Origin of the sequence: Chitinophaga alhagiae (genome assembly GCF_003568665.1) — a bacterium.
Lineage (GTDB): Bacteria > Bacteroidota > Bacteroidia > Chitinophagales > Chitinophagaceae > Chitinophaga > Chitinophaga alhagiae.
This window is the reverse complement of sequence record NZ_QXMH01000004.1, coordinates 71,371-89,027: the sequence shown is the minus strand read 5'-3', so window position 1 is coordinate 89,027 and position 17,657 is coordinate 71,371. Positions and strand designations below refer to the sequence as shown.

Annotated in this window: 13 protein-coding genes; 5 read left to right on the top strand and 8 right to left on the bottom strand. The window is 52.3% G+C overall.

Annotated elements, in window-relative coordinates:
• Positions 1–64: 64 nt before the first annotated feature.
• From panB to panC, 6 genes are all read right to left on the bottom strand, one after another.
• Positions 65–883, bottom strand: coding sequence for a 3-methyl-2-oxobutanoate hydroxymethyltransferase (gene panB, locus D3A97_RS19600; protein ID WP_119080252.1), 819 nt, complete (start codon positions 881–883; stop codon positions 65–67).
• A 103-nt stretch (positions 884–986) separates the two neighbouring features.
• Positions 987–1,871: a Ppx/GppA phosphatase family protein gene (locus D3A97_RS19595; protein WP_119080251.1), complete on the bottom strand. Its 885-nt coding sequence runs from the start codon at positions 1,869–1,871 to the stop codon at positions 987–989.
• A 26-nt stretch (positions 1,872–1,897) separates the two neighbouring features.
• Positions 1,898–4,048 (bottom strand): polyphosphate kinase 1, encoded by a 2,151-nt coding sequence (gene ppk1 / locus D3A97_RS19590; RefSeq protein ID WP_232826025.1) that lies wholly within the window; start codon positions 4,046–4,048, stop codon positions 1,898–1,900.
• A 105-nt stretch (positions 4,049–4,153) separates the two neighbouring features.
• A complete protein-coding gene (locus tag D3A97_RS19585; RefSeq protein ID WP_119080250.1) occupies positions 4,154–5,170 on the bottom strand; it encodes a lysylphosphatidylglycerol synthase transmembrane domain-containing protein in 1,017 nt (338 codons plus the stop codon).
• 18 nt (positions 5,171–5,188) lie between these two features.
• Positions 5,189–5,533 carry an aspartate 1-decarboxylase gene (gene panD, locus D3A97_RS19580; protein WP_119080249.1) on the bottom strand — a complete coding sequence of 115 codons (345 nt, stop codon included), beginning with the start codon at positions 5,531–5,533 and terminating at the stop codon, positions 5,189–5,191.
• Positions 5,534–5,839: 306 nt separating this feature from the next.
• On the bottom strand, positions 5,840–6,682 hold the full coding sequence (gene panC, locus D3A97_RS19575; protein WP_119080248.1) for a pantoate--beta-alanine ligase: 843 nt from the start codon (positions 6,680–6,682) through the stop codon (positions 5,840–5,842).
• Positions 6,683–6,792: 110 nt separating this feature from the next.
• On the opposite strand from panC, the gene D3A97_RS19570 reads away from it, so the two are divergent.
• The 5 genes from D3A97_RS19570 (at position 6,793) to D3A97_RS19550 (ending at position 15,689) form a co-directional block, all read left to right on the top strand.
• Complete coding sequence (locus tag D3A97_RS19570; RefSeq protein WP_119080247.1) at positions 6,793–7,611, top strand: glycogen/starch synthase; 819 nt, start codon at positions 6,793–6,795, stop codon at positions 7,609–7,611.
• A gap of 134 nt (positions 7,612–7,745) precedes the next feature.
• Positions 7,746–9,116 (top strand): DUF4270 family protein, encoded by a 1,371-nt coding sequence (locus D3A97_RS19565; protein ID WP_157986643.1) that lies wholly within the window; start codon positions 7,746–7,748, stop codon positions 9,114–9,116.
• A gap of 20 nt (positions 9,117–9,136) precedes the next feature.
• The gene (gene metK / locus D3A97_RS19560) at positions 9,137–10,390 is read left to right on the top strand and encodes a methionine adenosyltransferase (RefSeq protein WP_119080245.1); all 1,254 of its coding nucleotides are present in this window, start codon (positions 9,137–9,139) and stop codon (positions 10,388–10,390) included.
• A gap of 108 nt (positions 10,391–10,498) precedes the next feature.
• Positions 10,499–11,560: a polysaccharide deacetylase family protein gene (locus tag D3A97_RS19555; RefSeq protein ID WP_119080244.1), complete on the top strand. Its 1,062-nt coding sequence runs from the start codon at positions 10,499–10,501 to the stop codon at positions 11,558–11,560.
• Between the two features lie 349 nt (positions 11,561–11,909).
• On the top strand, positions 11,910–15,689 hold the full coding sequence (locus D3A97_RS19550) for a PKD domain-containing protein (RefSeq protein WP_157986642.1): 3,780 nt from the start codon (positions 11,910–11,912) through the stop codon (positions 15,687–15,689).
• 13 nt (positions 15,690–15,702) lie between these two features.
• Here D3A97_RS19550 and D3A97_RS19545 read toward each other — a convergent pair whose 3' ends face one another.
• Both D3A97_RS19545 and D3A97_RS19540 read right to left on the bottom strand, forming a co-directional pair.
• A complete protein-coding gene (locus D3A97_RS19545; RefSeq protein ID WP_119080242.1) occupies positions 15,703–16,857 on the bottom strand; it encodes an acyltransferase family protein in 1,155 nt (384 codons plus the stop codon).
• Positions 16,858–16,878: 21 nt separating this feature from the next.
• The gene (locus D3A97_RS19540) at positions 16,879–17,616 is read right to left on the bottom strand and encodes a carboxylesterase family protein (RefSeq protein ID WP_157986641.1); all 738 of its coding nucleotides are present in this window, start codon (positions 17,614–17,616) and stop codon (positions 16,879–16,881) included.
• Positions 17,617–17,657 lie beyond the last annotated feature (41 nt).

Genomic DNA, 17,657 nt, shown 5'->3' with positions numbered 1-17,657 from the left:
TGCACCGAACAGCGAATGTGTCTGTTGTTTCAATTTCATTTTCAGCGTGGCTGTCAACCAAGGCTCAATACTGCTCCTTGTCATTCGGGAAATCGCGCTTCTTCACGTCCTGGTGGTATTGCTGGGCGGCTTTGTAAATATCGTCGTACAGGTTGAGGTAACGGCGGAGGAAGCGGGGCTTAAATTCCTTGTTGATGCCCAGCATGTCATGCATGACCAGCACCTGCCCGTCTACATGCTTGCCCGCGCCGATGCCGATGGTGGGGATGGTGAGCTGCTCCGCCACCTGTTTGCCGAGGAGGGCGGGTATTTTTTCCAGCACAATGGCAAAGGCCCCGGCTTCCTGCAGCAGCAGCGCGTCTTTCAGCAGCTTCTGGGCTTCGCCCTCATCCGTAGCGCGTACGGCATAGGTGCCGAACTTGTAGATAGACTGCGGGGTGAGGCCCAGGTGGCCCATTACCGGCACGCCCGCGCTGATGATCCGTTTTACTGACTCTATGATCTCTTCGCCGCCTTCGATCTTGACGCCGTGCGCGCCGGTCTCTTTCATGATGCGGATGGCGGAGCCGAGCGCTTCCTTGGAGTTGCCCTGGTAAGAGCCGAAGGGCAGGTCTACCACCACAAAGCTGCGCTTGATGGCGCGCACCACGGAAGAGGCGTGGTAGATCATCTGGTCAAGTGTGATGGGCAGCGTGGTCTCGTGCCCGGCCATTACGTTGGAGGCCGAGTCTCCCACCAGCAATATATCGATGCCGGCATCATCAAATATCCTGGCCATGGAAAAGTCATAGGCGGTGAGCATGGAAATCCGCTCGCCGTCTGCTTTCATCTTTTGCAGGATATGGGTGGTGATGCGTTTGATCTCTTTGTTTACAGCAGACATTACTATCAGTTATTCGTATTGAAAGATCCGGCCGGGACCGGCAAACCAATCCACAAAGTTGCAATATAAATCGGATTTCAACAGTATTTTTTAGGAGCGGCGGTTACACCCGGGTGATCTCGTTGTAGAGGGAGCGTACCAGCCCGTCTGCCAGGCCTATTTTGGGTACAAAGATCTCTTCAATGTCCGTCCACCGCATTACGTTCACATAGATCTGCAGGGCAGGCACAATTACGTCCGCACGGTCTTCCCGCAGGTTGTAAACGTGTATCCTTTCTTCTACCGTGAAGTTGCTGAACTCTTTGTAATAGTCTTTCAGCAGCTCCAGGGAGAGGGGTTTGCCTTCTTTCCGTTTAGAGAGGGAAAATACCTTGTTGATGTTGCCGCCGGAGCCGATGGCCACTACGCCGTTGTACATACGCAACTGCTGGCGGAGAAAGTCTTTCATCTGCTGCCATTGCGCTTCCGTTACCTGGTTTTGCAGCAGGCGGATGGTGCCGATGTTGAAAGATTCTTTGAAAATGAGGCGGTTGCCGCTGAAGAAGGTCAGTTCGGTGCTGCCGCCGCCCACGTCTATATAGAGGTAGCTGCGGGTCTTGTCCAGGTTTTCGGCAATGTGGTTCTCGTAAATGTAGGAGGCTTCTTCCTGGCCGGAAATGAGCCGGAGGTCCATACCGGTTTCCTGCCTGACCCTTTCCAGTATCTGCGGGCCGTTGGTGGCATCGCGCATGGCGGAGGTGGCGGCGGTTTTGAGGTATTTTACCTCGTACACGTCCAGCAGCAGCTTATACGCCTTGATGGTGCTCACCAGGCTGTCTGCCCGTTTGTCTGAAATAGCGCCGGTTGAAAATACGTCTATCCCTAAACGCAGCGGTACGCGTATCAGGTTCACTTTGGTAAAATCCATCTCGCCGTTTGCCTTCGGAGAGGCCTCCGATATCAGCAAACGTGCGGCGTTAGAGCCTATGTCAATTGCTGCCAGCTTCATGAGTCAATTACAGATTCGCAACTGCCTCAAAGGTATGTTTTTTCGTGGAGGTATTTGAATATTTCAACTTGGGCGCGGATTTTACGGCCGTTGTTATGCTTGTAGGCGTTTTGCTGTTCATTGTCGAGTATACGCACTTTCACATTGCTGTTCAGCTGAATGTCCAGTATCTCGCGCAGCTCCTGCCTGATCACGTTGTTCCCGATGGGCACGGCTGCTTCCACTCGATGGTCGAGGTTGCGCACCATCCAGTCTGAAGAGGCAATGAATGTTTTCTCGTTCCCGTTATTGTGGAAAATGAACACGCGGGCATGCTCCAGGTACTCGTCTACGATGCTCACGGCGGTGATGTCTTTTTTCCATTTTTTATTCTCCGTATAGGCGCAACAGATACCGCGTATCACCATTTTAATGGTAACGCCGGCCTTGGCGGCGTCATAGAGTTTGGCGATCAGCTCGTCGTCAGAAAGGGAGTTCATTTTGAGAACAATGGAAGCGGGTTTTTTCCGGCGTGCGTTGCGGATCTCGCGGTCTATCATTTTCAGGAAGAACTTCCGCATGTTGAAGGGGCTGACTATAAGGGTCTTGCAGGCCATCAGCAGCTTTTCATCGTGGCTGGGTTTTTCCAGATAAGCAAAAATGCGGTTGATGTCTGCCATAATGCCCCGGTTGGCGGTGAGCAGGCAATGGTCTCCATATACGCGGGCGGTTTTTTCGTTCAGGTTGCCGGTGCTTACAAACCCGCACTGTATGGTTTTGGTGCCGATGCGTTTTTTGATCACGCAGAGTTTGGCGTGTACCTTCATGCCAGGGATGCCGTACAGCACTTTCACGCCTTCTTCTTCCAGCCTTTCCTTCCACTGCAGGTTGGCCTCTTCGTCAAAGCGGGCGCGCAGCTCCAGCACCACCACAACCTGTTTGCCGTTGCGCACGGCGTTCACCAGCGCGTTAATGATGCGGCTGTTGCGCGCCAGGCGGTAGGCGGTGATCTTGATAGTGGTCACATTAGGGTCCATGGCGGCTTCGCGCAGCAGGTCTATAATGGTGTCAAAAGAGTGGTAGGGAAAGTGCAGCATCACGTCTTGCATGGCAATCACCTGCATAACGCTGGGCGCGTTCTGGAACAGCGGGTGGATGAAGGTTTTGCGGCGCGTGCGCTCACGGGTGAACACCTCCTCCGGGAAGTCCATAAAATCCTTGAAGTTATGTATCCGGCCGCCGGGTATCAGGTTGTCTTTTTTAGAGAGGCCCAGGCGCCGCATCAGGTATTCCAGCACAATAGGGTCTATTTGCTGGTCATAGATGAAACGGACGGGTTTGCCCTTGCGGCGGGCCTTCAGGCCTTTTTCTATCTGGTGAATGAGGCTGGTGGCCACATCGTTATCTATATCCAGTTCCGCATCGCGCGTTACCTTGATGATCCAGGACGAGAACTTGTCGAACCCGAAAAATGAAAAGATATGCGGCAGGTTGAAGCGGACCACGTCTTCCAGCAAAATGATGCTGTGCTCGCCTTCTTTGGAAGGCAGTATCTGGAAGCGCGGCAGCACGCTGGTGGGTATTTCTATGAGGGCAAACTTCTGACGGATGGAATTGTCTTCGCGGGCCAGCAGTACGGCCAGGTAAATGGATTTGTCCCGGAGAAAGGGCATGTGGGGGATGCCTTCTATCATGAGGGGGATGATGTTGGTGCGCACTTCTTCATTGAAGTAGTTGGTCACGAACTTCTGCTGGTCCCGGTTGAGCTGCTTGTCTGTATGCAGGTGTACCTTTTCCTTTTTCAGCTCTTCTTCTATCTCTTTCCAGATGCGGTTAAACTCCTGCTGCTGGCTGATCACGTTGCGCTGTATCTCGTCCAGTATCTGGTCGGGGTTTTCTTCCAGGTGCATTTTGGCCGTGCGGCCCACCATGCCCATGCGTTTGAGCGTGGCTACGCGCACACGGAAGAACTCGTCCAGGTTATTGGAAAAAATGCCGAGGAAGCGGAGGCGCTCCAGCAGCGGCACGGTGGTGTCTGCGGCTTCCTGCAATACCCGCGCATTGAATGAAAGCCAGCTGATATCTCGTACTATTGTTTTTCTTTTCCTGAACGTACTGTCTGTTTTTTCAGTTTTTTTCACCGGGTCTTTTTTTTGTTTGACCGGCAACATAGGGATGGCGTTCATATCCATACTCATAATCACATGATTTTTAGAGAGCTGCAAAGGCAGCCCGCTTCTAACCGCAAAAGTTAGTATAAACAAATTGCCAGCCTATAGCGGCGGTGTTAAGTTTCTATTAAATTACGACTTTCCGGCCGGTTTCCGGTTGTGAACAGGCAGCCAGATGAAGGAAATCAGCCCCAGCAGGCAGATAAGCAGGGTTTGCGCGCCCCAGATGATCCAGCCAAAGGCCATGCCGATGGGGCCGGCAATGTTATAGAGCAGCAGCGTTTTCTGTACCAGGTAGGGGTATACGCCAATGCCGCCGGGACTAACTATCATGGCTACACTGCCCAGGGCCAGTACGGTGAGGGCGGCGGTAACGCCCAGGTGCTGGGTGGCGGGCAGGCAGAGGAAGCCTACGTACAGCATGGCCAGGTATTGCGCCCAGATGCAGATGGTATGGAAAAGGAACCAGCCCAGCTTTTTGCGGTCCATCTTTACGATAGACAGGAAACCGTCCATCACCCCGCGCATGAGGGCTTTCAGTTTGATGGCGGCCTGGGAGGCGGCAAAACGTTTCAGCAGAAAGATAAAGATGCCCACGGCCAGCAGCACAATGCCCAGCAGGAGCAGCAGCTGGGTGGTATTGGCGTTGGCCAGTTTCTGCTCCGCGGCGGGCCATACTTCCGCGGAGAGGTAGGCGGAAACAATGTCCAGCTGCAGCAGGAAACAAAGGAGGAAAACAATGCCAAGGCATACCAGGTCAAGCGCCCTTTCGGCTATCATGGTGCCAATGAGCTTGTCTGCCGGTATCTTCTCGTAATTGGCCAGCACGCCGCAGCGGGCTATTTCCCCCAGGCGGGGTACGCCGGTGTTGACCAGGTAACCCACCATTACGGCAAAAAAGGTGTTGAGCACGCCGGGGCGGTAGCCCTGGGTGCCGATGAGTATGCGCCAGCGCAGCGCCCGGGAAAGGTGGCTGCCGATGCCGATGATGAAAGCGGGAATAATAAGCCAGTAGTTACCGCTGAGAAAGGCCGATTTTACGTCCGCATAGTCTTGCGGCGTCATGTCTTTCAGCGCCAGCCATATCATCAGCACGCCAATGCTTAAAAAGGCAAGAAATTTAAGGATGTTTTTAAGCGCTTTCGGCATGGGGACGTATTAACCGGATTATAGTTTATTGCCCTCTTTCGGGAAAATGGCAATGGGGTTGAATTGTTTGGCTTCCTCAAATTCCATGGTGGCATAGGAGATAATGATCACAACATCGCCCACGGCCACCAGGCGGGCGGCGGGCCCGTTCATGCAGACCACGCCGGAGCCGCGTTTGCCTTTGATCACATAGGTCTCAAGGCGCTCACCGTTGTTCACGTTCACTACCTGCACTTTTTCATTAACAATGAGGTTGGCGGCCTCCATCAGCTCTTCGTCAATGGTGATGCTGCCCACGTAGTTCAGATTGGCTTCCGTGATAACCGCTCTGTGAATCTTCGATTTCAGTACTTCGATCAACATATTTCTGGTGTAGTCCGCAAAGGTAGAGGAATTTTGGATAATCGGAAGGAACTAGGTCTAATATAGGTCTAATATAGGTGTGATATAGGTCTAACATAGGTCTAATATAGGTCTAATATAGGTGTGATATAGGTGTGATATAGGTCGGAACTAGGCCAGGTATAGTCTCTGGCAGTGTATGGGGAGTGTATGTTTTTGGCATAAATGCAGTTGCGGAAAACTTACAAATACAACGTTATCAATTGCTTACAAGCATATTTTTGGGAAATGCCCCTTATTTTTATGCACTAAGGTGTATTACCAACACTAAACCAGCATGTTATCTATTAAACGGATCTCTCCCAGCTTTGCGGCGGCGAGCGCTACCATAGGCCCCGGGATGGGGCCGCTGAGGAGCTGGAGGTTGCCGGCGTCGGCTATTTCAATGTAGTCTACCAAAAAACCGGCGTTCTTCAGCTCATTGCGGGCCGTTTCTTTCAGTTCCCCGAAGGGCTGCAGCCGGATGTTGCGCACCAGCGTTTTGAGGCTGCGGCTAACCTGTACGGCCGTTTTCCGCTCTTCCGCGCTGAGGCGCATGTTGCGGCTGCTCATGGCCAGGCCGTCCGCTTCCCGGAGGGTAGGGCGGATGTGGAGCACACAGGGGATGCCGGTTATTTCCAGCAGCCGCTTGATGATCATGCACTGCTGGAAGTCTTTTTGGCCCATAAAAAGGTCTGTGGGGCTTACAATGTCCAGCAGCTTGTGTACAATAATGCCCACCCCCTGGAAATGGTTGGGGCGGTGGGCGCCTTCCAGTGCGGTTTCCAGATAACCGAAGTCATACGCTGGATGTTGCGCATTAACCCCTTCGGGGTACATTTCCGTCACGGCAGGGAGAAAAAGCACGTCCGCGCCGGCGCCGGTCAGCTTTTGTATGTCTTCGTTAATGGTGACGGGGTATTTTTCAAAGTCTTTCGGGTCATTGAACTGGGTAGGGTTCACAAAAATGCTGCATACCACCAGGTCTGTCTGTTCTTTGGCATCCCTTACCAGTGACAGGTGGCCTTCATGCAAGGCGCCCATGGTCGGTACAAAGCCCACGCGTTTTCCTGCCTTTTTTTCCTGCTCCAGGAAGTCCCGGAGCGCCGCTCTCTGCTTGAATAGATACATAAACCTTTGCTTAAAAGGATGTTAAAAGTGACAAATTGGCCCTTTTTACCTAAAAATTTCGTAGTTTTGCAAGCCAAATTAAAAATAACTGCATTAATAATCAGCTTTAAATGTCCACAAAGAAAAGAATTCTTTTTATTGCCCAAGAGATGTCGCCGTATCTGGAGTTGAGTGATTATGCGGCAATGGTGAATAAAATGGCGATCAGATCTAATGAGGCCGGTCTTGAAGTAAGGGTTATCATGCCGAGATTTGGCAATATTAATGAAAGGAGGCACCGCCTTCACGAAGTGGTCCGCCTTTCGGGCATTAACATTGTAATAGATGGGGATGATTACCCGCTGATCATTAAAGTGGCTTCCCTGCCCAATGCAAGGTTGCAGGTCTACTTCCTGGACAACGAAGATTATTTCAAGCGCAAAGCTGTATTCGCGGACGATGACGGCAAGTTTTATGACGACAATGCGGCCCGGGCTGTTTTCTTTTGCAAGGGCGCGCTGGAAACCGTCAAGAAGTTCGGCTGGCCGCCGGATATTATCCATTGCAGCGGCTGGATGACCTCCCTCATCCCCGTGTACCTGAAAACAGCGTATAAAAAAGAACCGGTTTTTGCCCATTCAAAAACGGTTTTCTCCCTGGAGCCCAATTCCTTCAAGGAAAAGCTGGGCGCCAGCTTCCCCAAAAAAGCGATTATCAGCAACCAGATCAAGGAAAAAGACCTGGAATTATATAAAGAAGGGACCAATACCGCTCTTAACCGGGGCGCTGCCAAATATGCCGACGCGGTAGTGCTGGCCAGCGACAAGGCTGACAAGAAGCTGGTGGAAGAACTGAAAGCGGAGAAAGGGAAAGTAGTGCTGCCTTACAGGAAAGACAATGATGACCTGGCAGACTACCTTCAGCTGTATCACCAATTGCTGGGTAAATGACCCGGAGGGAATTAAAAATGAAAAGTTAAAATTGGCAAGAGCTATCTGAATTGCACAATTACTTTTTATTTTTAATTTTTTCTTTTTGGGAACAGTGCTTTCAACGCAACAACAAACCGATTCAAACAAAACACGTGAAGATCAATTTCAGGAATCTAGGCTATGCCGCCGCGGCCGTTTTAACGGGACTATATGCATTTTCGGGTTGTAACGAGTCTACTATCTTAGGCAAGGACCTGATACCCGGGGCGGACAAAGTGACCGTACTGGATACCACCATCAACAGCCTGATCACCCACAACATTGCCGTAGCAGATTCCAGCGTGGTAACCGGCGCTGATGTGTATACCGGCGCGCTGGGCAGTATTACGGACGATATCATTTTTGGCAAGTCACACGGTTTCCTGTACACCCAGATAGGCCTCCCGGAAGAAAAGTTCACCTTTGCCGGCACAGGCCAGGTACTGGACTCCGTAGTGCTGTACATTGGGGCAGACACCACCTGGTTCGGTGAGAACCAGCCGCTTAACCTGAAGGTGTATGAAATGAACGAGCCCAATTTCAAGATAGATTCTTATTATACGTATACGCGCCCCCTGTCTTACGACCAGTCTAAAATGGTTGGCTCCATATCTACTTACCCGGTATACCCGAAAGACTCCATCAATATTTACGGGGAGAAAAGGCCGCCCTCACTGCGCATTCCGCTGAGCGCCGCTTTTGGCAACAACCTGCTGCAGCAGCGGGCAGACCAGGCTTTCCTGAACGATTCGGCGTTCAAGGTGTACCTCAACGGGCTGGCCATTGTGCCAGACACCATGAGCAGCAAAACCATGCTGTTCCCCATCCTGAACAACGGGGAAACCCGCGTAGTGGTATACTATAAAAATAGCGAGAACGATTCCCTGAAAGCGGAATTTCCTTTCAAATCCACCAGCAGCGGCCACGGCAACTATTTTGTACGCAATTACACCAATGCGGAAGTAGCCAATTATATCAACACCGGCAAACCTGAAGGAGACAGCATGATCTACCTGCAGGACGCCCCGGGCATCTATACCCAGGTGCAGATACCCGGCCTGGAAAACTTCCCCAAGTCCGTGATCAACCAGGCAGAACTGGTGCTCACCGAAATATCCAGCGGGTTCGGCGGGAAAGACCAGTTGTTTGATGAACCGGACAGGCTGATGCTCTACCGTTATATTACGCATGACAGCCTGGGGTATATGCTGGATTACGGTAACCCCAGCCAGCCCAACCTGGCGTATTTCGGTGGTAATAAAACCGTCATTTCTGACGTGGGGGGTATCAAGATTGTTCAATATAAGTTTAATATTGCACGGCATTTGCAATTTATCATCGATAAAAAAATGGACAACTCAGTGCTGAAACTGATGTCTGTTTCCAACCGGTACGCCATTGACATGAAGCGGGTGAAAGCAGGAGGGGGCAATGCCACGCCGCCGGCCAACATAAAACTTAGAATCATTTACACTCAACTATAATCTTCAGAACTCTTAAGTTTATGCCTTACTTATTTACGTCCGAATCCGTTTCAGAAGGACACCCCGACAAAGTTGCCGACCAAATTTCCGACGCACTGATTGATAACTTCCTGGCTTATGACAACAGCTCCAAAGTAGCCTGCGAAACACTGGTAACCACCGGGCAGGTAGTACTGGCCGGCGAAGTGAAATCAGAAGCCTACCTGGACGTACAGGATATTGCCCGTGAAGTGATCCGCAAGATCGGGTATACCAAGAGCGAGTACATGTTTGAAGCTAACTCCTGCGGTATTTTCTCTGCCATTCATGAGCAGTCTCCAGACATCAACCAGGGTGTAGACCGCAAGAACCCTGAAGAGCAGGGCGCGGGAGACCAGGGTATGATGTTCGGCTACGCTACCCGCGAAACCGAGAACTACATGCCCCTGGCGCTGGACCTGGCGCACAAGCTGCTGATAGAGCTGGCCACCCTCCGCCGCGAGAACAAGGAGATCAAATACCTGCGCCCCGATGCAAAGTCTCAGGTAACCATTGAATATTCTGACGACAATCAGCCCGTGCGCATAGACACCATCGTTATTTCCACCCAGCACGACGACTTTGGCGCTGACGAGGAAATGCTGGGCAAGATCAAGCAGGACATGATCAACATCCTCATCCCCCGCGTGAAGGCCAAACTGAAGCCCGAACTGCAGACCCTCTTTACTGACAAGATCACCTATCATATCAACCCCACCGGCAAATTCGTGATCGGCGGGCCCCACGGCGATACCGGGCTTACCGGCCGCAAGATCATTGTAGACACTTACGGTGGTAAAGGCGCTCACGGCGGTGGCGCGTTCTCCGGGAAAGATCCTTCCAAGGTAGACCGTTCCGCAGCTTACGCTACCCGTCACATTGCCAAGAACCTGGTAGCCGCCGGTATTTGCGACGAAGTGCTGGTGCAGGTGTCTTACGCCATTGGCGTAGCCAAACCCTGCGGCGTGTTCGTAGACACCTACGGCACCGCCAAGGTAAACCTGAACGATGGCGAGATTGCCCGCAAAGTGGAAAACATTTTCGACCTGCGCCCCTACGCCATTGAACAACGCCTGAAACTGCGCAACCCCATGTATGGTGAAACCGCCGCTTATGGCCACATGGGCCGTGAGAACAAGGTGGTGACCAAAGTGTTCAACGCCGGTAAAAGGAGCGAGAAAAAAGTAGAGGTGGAACTGTTCACCTGGGAGAAACTGGATTATGTAGAGAAAGTGAAACAGGCTTTCGGTCTGTAAGCTTTCCGTGAGATATAAAAGGGCCGGCAGGGAACGATGGTTTCCCGCCGGCCCTTGTGCTTTCATCGTTTTATGCCTTAATTTACACCCCAAAGGATTGCCGGTACCATGAGCATTGCCAAAAGAATGTACTACCAGGCCGCCAGGCTGGTCAACTTATCCCTGCTGAAAGGCGCCGCCCCCACGGGTATATTGTTACCCTACCATCACCTGGTGAGCGATGAGCAGGTGCCCTATGTAAAACATTTGTATCCCTATAAAGGCGTAAAAGCGTTCCAGCGGGACCTGGATTACCTGTTGAAGCATTTCAAACCCGTGAGCCTCCAGGAGGTGATAGCGGCCATCCGCCGGCAGGCGCCGTTGCCCGCGCATACTTTCCTGCTGACGTTTGACGACGGGCTGAAGGAAGTAGCGGAAGTAATAGCGCCCCTGCTCCGGCAAAAGGGCATCCCCGCCGCATTTTTCCTGAACAGCGCTTTTATTGACAACCGGTCTTTGTTTTACCGCTTCAAGATCAGCCTGCTGGTGGAGGCATTGCTGCAACCGCAAAGCAGGGCCACGCTGGATGCGCTGGCGGAAGTGCTGGCGCAGCATAAGAACGGCCCGCTCCCCGGCGTAGCCTCGCCGGAAAGCAGCCGCCCTGAGACGCTTATCCAGGCCGTTAAACGCATCCGTTACCATAACCGCGCCCTGACAGACGCCGCCGGGGCGGTACTGGGTATTGATTTCAATGCCTGGCTGGCGGAGCATCAGCCTTTTATGAGCAGTGACCAGGTGAGGAAGCTGGTGGAGGAGGGGTTTGCCATTGGCGGCCACAGTATTGACCACCCGTATTACCAGGACCTGACGCTGGAAGAAATGCTGCGGCAGACCACGGCATCTGTAGATATGCTGGCAGAACGTTTTGGCCTGCATTACAAGGCGTTCGCGTTCCCGCATTCAGACGCCGGTATTCCCAAAGCCTTCTTTGACAGGCTGTTGCAAGGCCCGGAGCCAGCGGTTGACGTTATTTTCGGTACCAACAACCAGCGGCGTGATATTTACCCCGGGATATTGCACCGTTTCAACTGCGAGCGGCCGGAGCTGGACATTGCAGCGGCGGTGAAAGGCATCCTGATTTACAACCGATTGCAAAAGGTCAGGGGCCAATCCGTCATCCGGCGTGACTAACAGTTGTTTCCTTTTATATGTAAATAATAAAATAAGTTAAAACACGGGTTGTTCATAATATTTGGAGTTAACAGTTTTATGTATTAAATTTAATTATGAATGATTGATTAATTTATATGTGTTTTTTGCTGGAAATATTACCACTATGAGCATTTAAACACTATTTTTGTAAGGAAGAATGGCGATTAGTGAGGCTCTCGAACCGGAAAGGCAATTATCTGGAAACTGTTAAATTAACCTTTTAGTGAAAAACCGAACGTATTTGAAGGTACATTTCTGTGCCTTTTTAACAGCCTTACTATTTTCTTTCACCTCCCTATATGCGCAGGGCGACCAAACCGCCATCAAGGTGAAAACTTCTCCAGCCGGTGCTACAACCGGAGCCTGGTTGCATTTACCAGACGATTACAACAGTACAAGTGAGAAATACCCGTTGATCATATTCATGCATGGTTTGGGCGAAAAGGGCTCAAACCTGAACCTCGTATTGAACCAGGGGCTGCCGAAGATCATTGCAAAGGGAGCCAAAATGAACTTTACGGTAGGTGGCAAAGTATACAAGTTCATCGTTGTTTCTCCGCAGTTTTACGGAGGGTGGGCCAGTGCTGAAATGACGCAGTCCATCATTGATGATATGAAAGCCCGCTACAGGGTGGACGCTTCCCGTATTTACCTGACCGGCTTGAGCGCAGGCGGGCAGGGCGTTTGGACGTACGTATCCACCAGCAAGCAGGGGGCGGACAATATTGCGGCCATTGTACCGGTTTCACCGGCCGGGATGGGGGCGCAACTGGTAGCCAATATTTGCAACACGGTAGTGGCCGCCAACGTGCCGGTATGGCAGTTTGCCGGGTCCTCAGACGCGAGCGGGGGCGTTAGTTTCCTGGGCAACCTGCAAACGCTGGAAGCAAAGTACAACAGCTGCAACCCGGCAGTAACGGCTAAATCTACCGTTGTTCAGGGCGGTGGCCACAATGCCGTTACGTGGGACCGGGCTTATGACCCCACGCATACCTACAACAATCCCAACATTTACGAGTGGATGCTGCAATACACCCAGGATGGTGCTGTAACAGCGCCTCCGCCGGTGGAGCAGGAACCGCCGGTAGCCAATGCCGGCCCGGAGGTAAACCTCACATTGCCCACCAATACCACGCAGCTGGACGGTTCCGCTTCCAAAGCGGCCACGGCCGCTATCAGCACCTACGAGTGGAAAAAAGTGGCGGGCCCCGCGCAATTCAACATTACAGGAGATAAGGCCGCCAAAGCCAGTTTGACCAACCTGGTGGCAGGCACCTATACTTTTGAACTGAAGGTAACAGACCAGAACGGCCTGTCTGCCACCGCGCAAACGCAGGTAGCCGTAGCCCCCGCGGCCGCGCCTTCCTGCGCCGGTTGTAAAGTGACCATTACGCCGGAAAGCGGCACGCAGATATACGGGGACAGGCTGAACGTTCAGCCGGGAGATACGGTTTGCGTAATGGCGGGCAACTATGTGTCCCTGATGTTCAACAACTTTACCGGTACTGCTGCAAAACCTATTGTTTTCATCAACTGCGGCGGCCAGGTGAAATTCGGCAACAACGGCAATTACGGCCTGGGCTTTGTCAACTCAAAATATTTCAGGATCACCGGCACCGGCAGTTCAGACAAGTACGGCTTTGTGGTGGATGGCAGCGCCAAACCCCTGCAAACCGGCATGGCCGTGGGCAAGGAGTGTACAGACTACGAGGTAGATCACATAGAAATAGGGCATGTAGGAGTAGGCATGTTTGCCAAGATCAACCCTGACTGTGAAGCCATCAACCAGCATCCCAACTTCGTGATCCGCAATGTGAAACTGCATGACCTGTATGTGCACGATACCGAAGTGGAGGGCCTGTACGTGGGCAATACCTCACCGAACGGTACAGAGATAGTATGTAACGGCCAAACGGTAACGGTGTACCCGCCCCGCATCGAGAATGTGAAGATCTACAATGTAATTACCAAAAATACCGGCTGGGACGGCATCCAGGTGTCTACCGCACCGGTAGGCGTGGAAATTTATGATAACGATGTCAGCAATTACGGCACGGCCAAGGCATACGGGCAAAACGCGGGCATACTGCTGGGAGGCTCCGCCAGCGGCGTGGTGCGCAATAACAAGGTAAGCAATGGCGTTGGCCCCAACCTGATGGTGTTCGGCATAGGCCAGATCAGGATATATAACAACGTTTTGACCGGTGCGGGTACCAACCCCATAGAACCGATGATGGACGACGGTATTTTTATTGACGACCGTAAAAACATGTACCCTGACAAACCTTTGCAGGTGCAGGTTTTCAATAACACCATTATCAATCCCAGCCGCAATGGCATCAGGCTGCTCAGTACTTACGGCACTGTAGCTGCAGGCAACCTTGTCTACAATAACATTGTAGTAAACCCTGGGCAGTATGCGCTTCACGGAGACAAGGCGTACCTGGCCACGCAGGGCGGTATAGATTTCGATTCCTCCAACAACTTTTTTGTCAGAACGCTGGCGGAAGCCGGTTTTGTCAATGCCGCCGGTGGAGACTTCAACCTGGCAACTAATTCTTCCGCTATAGACGCGGGCCGTGATGTAGCGTCTTTTGGCGTTACCTACGATATCAATTATAAAGCAAGGCCTTCCGGGGCGGCGTTTGACATTGGCGCTTACGAGGTGGGGGGGACCGTTGTGGTCAATAAACCGCCTGTTGCCAATGCCGGGAGCAACATATCCATTACGCTTCCCGTAAACAGCGTAAAGCTGGATGGCAGCGCTTCATCAGACCCGGATGGTTCCATTGTGTCTTATAGCTGGGCTAAAACAGGAGGGGGCGCCGCCACTATTGCGCAGCCAACGGCGGTGGCCACAGATGTTACCGGTCTTGCGGCAGGCACGTACGTATTTCAATTAACGGTTAAAGACGATAAAGGCGCTACAGCAACCGGCAATGTGACGGTTACTGTTATCGCCGCTAATAAGCCGCCGCTGGCCAACGCCGGCGCGGATGTGAACATTACGCTGCCAACGTCCGGCACACAGCTGAATGGCAGTACTTCCAGTGATGCAGACGGAACAATTGTTTCCTACGCGTGGGCTAAAATAAGCGGTCCCGCCGCTACCATCAGCCAGCCCGCTGCCGCCAGCACCGCCATTACCGGTTTAACAGAAGGCACTTATGTTTTTGAACTGACCGTAAAGGATAACCAGGGCGCCACGGGCACAGACCGTGTAACCGTTACCGTACACAAGGCGGATGTGCCTAACAAACCGCCGGTAGCCAATGCCGGCGCGGATATTACCATTTCCCAGCCGGCCAACGCCACACAGTTGAACGGCAACGGCTCGTCAGACCCTGACGGCAATATTGTAGCGTACGCCTGGACGAAGGTAAGCGGTCCCGCCGCCACCATTTCCCAGCCGGCCGCCGCGGCTACCCCCATTACCGGGCTTACGGAAGGGGTGTATATTTTTGAGCTGGTGGTAACGGACAACCAGGGCGCTACGGCGGCAGACCGTATAACCGTTACCGTGCTGAAAGCGGTAGAGCAGCCCAACCAGCCGCCCATAGCAGACGCAGGCCATGACCAGACCATCAACCTCAACTCGGAAGAGCTGCTGCTGGTAGGTTCCGGCTCGCGGGACCCTGACGGCAGCATTGTATCATACGCATGGCGCCAGCTTGCAGGCCCGGTCACCGTTGCTATTCTTTCTCCCGCCAGTATACAGACCGCCATCGGCGGCGCCATAGCGGGAGAATACCGGTTTGAGCTGACCGTTACGGACAATAAGGGCGCTACCGGCAGCACGTCTGTAAAAATTACAGTGATCAAAGACGCCGGCGTGGCGGATTCTGTGGTAGTAGCGCTTTTTCCCAACCCGGTCAGCACAAAGCTGCAGGTACGCGTCAACGTACAGGGAAAGGAAGATGTAAAGGCCCTCAGCCTGCTGATCGTGAACATGGCCGGGCAGGTACAGAAACATATCCGCCTGGGAGAGAACCCGGTAATACAGACAGAAGTAGATATGAGCGAGCTGGGCAACGGCATCTACATTGTCAGGATCTCGGACGGACAGTCTTTTAACTACGTAGATAAAATTGTGAAGGTCGGCTACTAGCCGGCCTTCTTTTTTATATCCTGGTATGCAGGAAAGCGAATTTCGTTTTCAGCTTCAGGAAATGCTTCTCAAACAGCTCGTAGGAGTAATACGCTATCACGCAGGTAATACCCACACAAACGGCCGGGTACAGCAGGTCATACACCAGTACCGATTTCATATCAGGGAACACTTTCATGAAAGCAAGCACCACCAGCTGGCATACCGGCGTATGGAACAGGTAAATGCCGTATGATACTTTGCCCAGCGTTCTCAGCACAGGGTATTCCAGGTTAAACACACAGTTCTCCGAAACGGCCGCCATCATCAGGTAGGCAAACAGGCCGGCATGAATAAAATTGTCCAGGTAATAATGGCTGACAAATTCGCTTTTCAGGACATTGAACACTACCAGCACGGTAATGGTCACCATCAGCCATTGCATGGGCCGGGTGAAGAATTTTTGCAGGAAGGCGGTGTAACGGTGGCGGTGAAACAGTATATACGCCCCGAACATGCCGCTGCCAAACAGCTCCAGCTTGTCAAACAGCATCAGGTAATTAATGTCAAGCATGCGCTGCGTAGGCACATCGAACACAGCGGGAATAACGAACAGGAGCACTTTGCTGAGCACGCCCAGCGCCAGCATGGATATAAAAAGCTGCTTGAGGCGGTTGCGGAACAATAACAATACCAGCGGCCACAGCAGGTAGAACTGTTCTTCCACGCAAACAGACCAGGTAATTTCCAGGATGCCTGTATTATAGGGGAAGAACGCCAGCTGGAAGTTGACGGCAAACAGCAGCAGGAACAACAGGTTAGTGAGAATGGTGCCCATATCCGTTAGTGCGGGAAAACCCAGCTTGCTGAACACAAAAGGCGCCAGCAGGGTGAGGGAAATGCCGTAGGCCAGGTATAACGGCCATATGCGCAGCATGCGGCGGATGTAGAAATTTTTGAAATTGATGGTGCCGCTCTTTTCATTCTCTTCCATGAGCAGGTAGCTGATCAGGAAGCCGCTCAGCACAAAGAACAGGTTTACGCCCGTTCTCCCTGTTTCCAGCGTATGGTGCAAAAAGTTGAGGCTGCCCAGCGAATACCGGCCTTTAAAAAATTGCGCGTGGTGTAACACCACCAGCAAGGCCGCTATGAACCTGATCCCGTCCAGATTTTTGAAATAGATCCTCATATCCTGTTTATCCTGTTGATGCTAGTCTTTCCGTTTATGTTGCAACATCCACTCGTAAATATTGAGCCCTTCTACCTTATAGGAAGGCGCATAGATGTCTTTAAAACAGCAATGCCCGTGCTGGCCGATAGTCAGCTTGGTAAGGCCTTCCTTGTATTTGTTGGTGCTGTCTATAAAACGTCGTACGGTACGCAGAAAATAAGGTTCCTGCTCGCCGGCAAAATACCAGCAGGGAACATTGGCATCGGCCACCAGTTTGAACTGCGCCATGTTCTTGTCATCCAGCAGTACGGGAGAAAGAGACACGGCGGCGGCAAAGCGGCGGGTGAGGGCCTTGTTTTCCGTAAGGGCCGTAACGGCAATTGAACCGCCGGCGCTATAGCCGGTAATGTATATCCGGGTAGTGTCTATCCGGTAGCGGCGTATAGCATCGTTGAGCACGGCGTCTACCTGTGCGGGCTTTAACCCCCAGGAAACCGCCTGCGGCATCAGTACAATGAATTTGTACAGCTTGCCGTCTGCCGGGTTTACCGTGTTGAGGTTCGCCCCGTGGTGAAGCAGGTACGGAATACCGTCTAACGTTAGTTTGGAAAGATCGTTACCGGCCTTGCTTTTGCCATGCAGGAAAAGTATCAGCGGGTACCGCTGTTTGGTGTTGGCAGTATAGTCTTTTGGCAGCTGAAGCAGGGCGCCGCGGTTTTCCTTTGGCCCCACGTTGACTTCTATGCGCTCCATGTTACGCTGTGCATATGCTGCCATATCAGCCCCCAGTAAGAAAAGTACCAGGCAGGCGAATAAAA

Bases quoted from the DNA above. Each gene is read 5' to 3' on its own strand.
- panB (WP_119080252.1), bottom strand. From the start codon at position 883: ATGTCTGCTGTAAACAAAGAGATCAAACGCATCACCACCCATATCCTG.
- D3A97_RS19595 (WP_119080251.1), bottom strand. From the start codon at position 1,871: ATGAAGCTGGCAGCAATTGACATAGGCTCTAACGCCGCACGTTTGCTG.
- ppk1 (WP_232826025.1), bottom strand. From the start codon at position 4,048: ATGAGTATGGATATGAACGCCATCCCTATGTTGCCGGTCAAACAAAAA.
- D3A97_RS19585 (WP_119080250.1), bottom strand. From the start codon at position 5,170: ATGCCGAAAGCGCTTAAAAACATCCTTAAATTTCTTGCCTTTTTAAGC.
- panD (WP_119080249.1), bottom strand. From the start codon at position 5,533: ATGTTGATCGAAGTACTGAAATCGAAGATTCACAGAGCGGTTATCACG.
- panC (WP_119080248.1), bottom strand. From the start codon at position 6,682: ATGTATCTATTCAAGCAGAGAGCGGCGCTCCGGGACTTCCTGGAGCAG.
- D3A97_RS19570 (WP_119080247.1), top strand. From the start codon at position 6,793: ATGTCCACAAAGAAAAGAATTCTTTTTATTGCCCAAGAGATGTCGCCG.
- metK (WP_119080245.1), top strand. From the start codon at position 9,137: ATGCCTTACTTATTTACGTCCGAATCCGTTTCAGAAGGACACCCCGAC.
- D3A97_RS19555 (WP_119080244.1), top strand. From the start codon at position 10,499: ATGAGCATTGCCAAAAGAATGTACTACCAGGCCGCCAGGCTGGTCAAC.
- D3A97_RS19545 (WP_119080242.1), bottom strand. From the start codon at position 16,857: ATGAGGATCTATTTCAAAAATCTGGACGGGATCAGGTTCATAGCGGCC.
- D3A97_RS19540 (WP_157986641.1), bottom strand. From the start codon at position 17,616: ATGGCAGCATATGCACAGCGTAACATGGAGCGCATAGAAGTCAACGTG.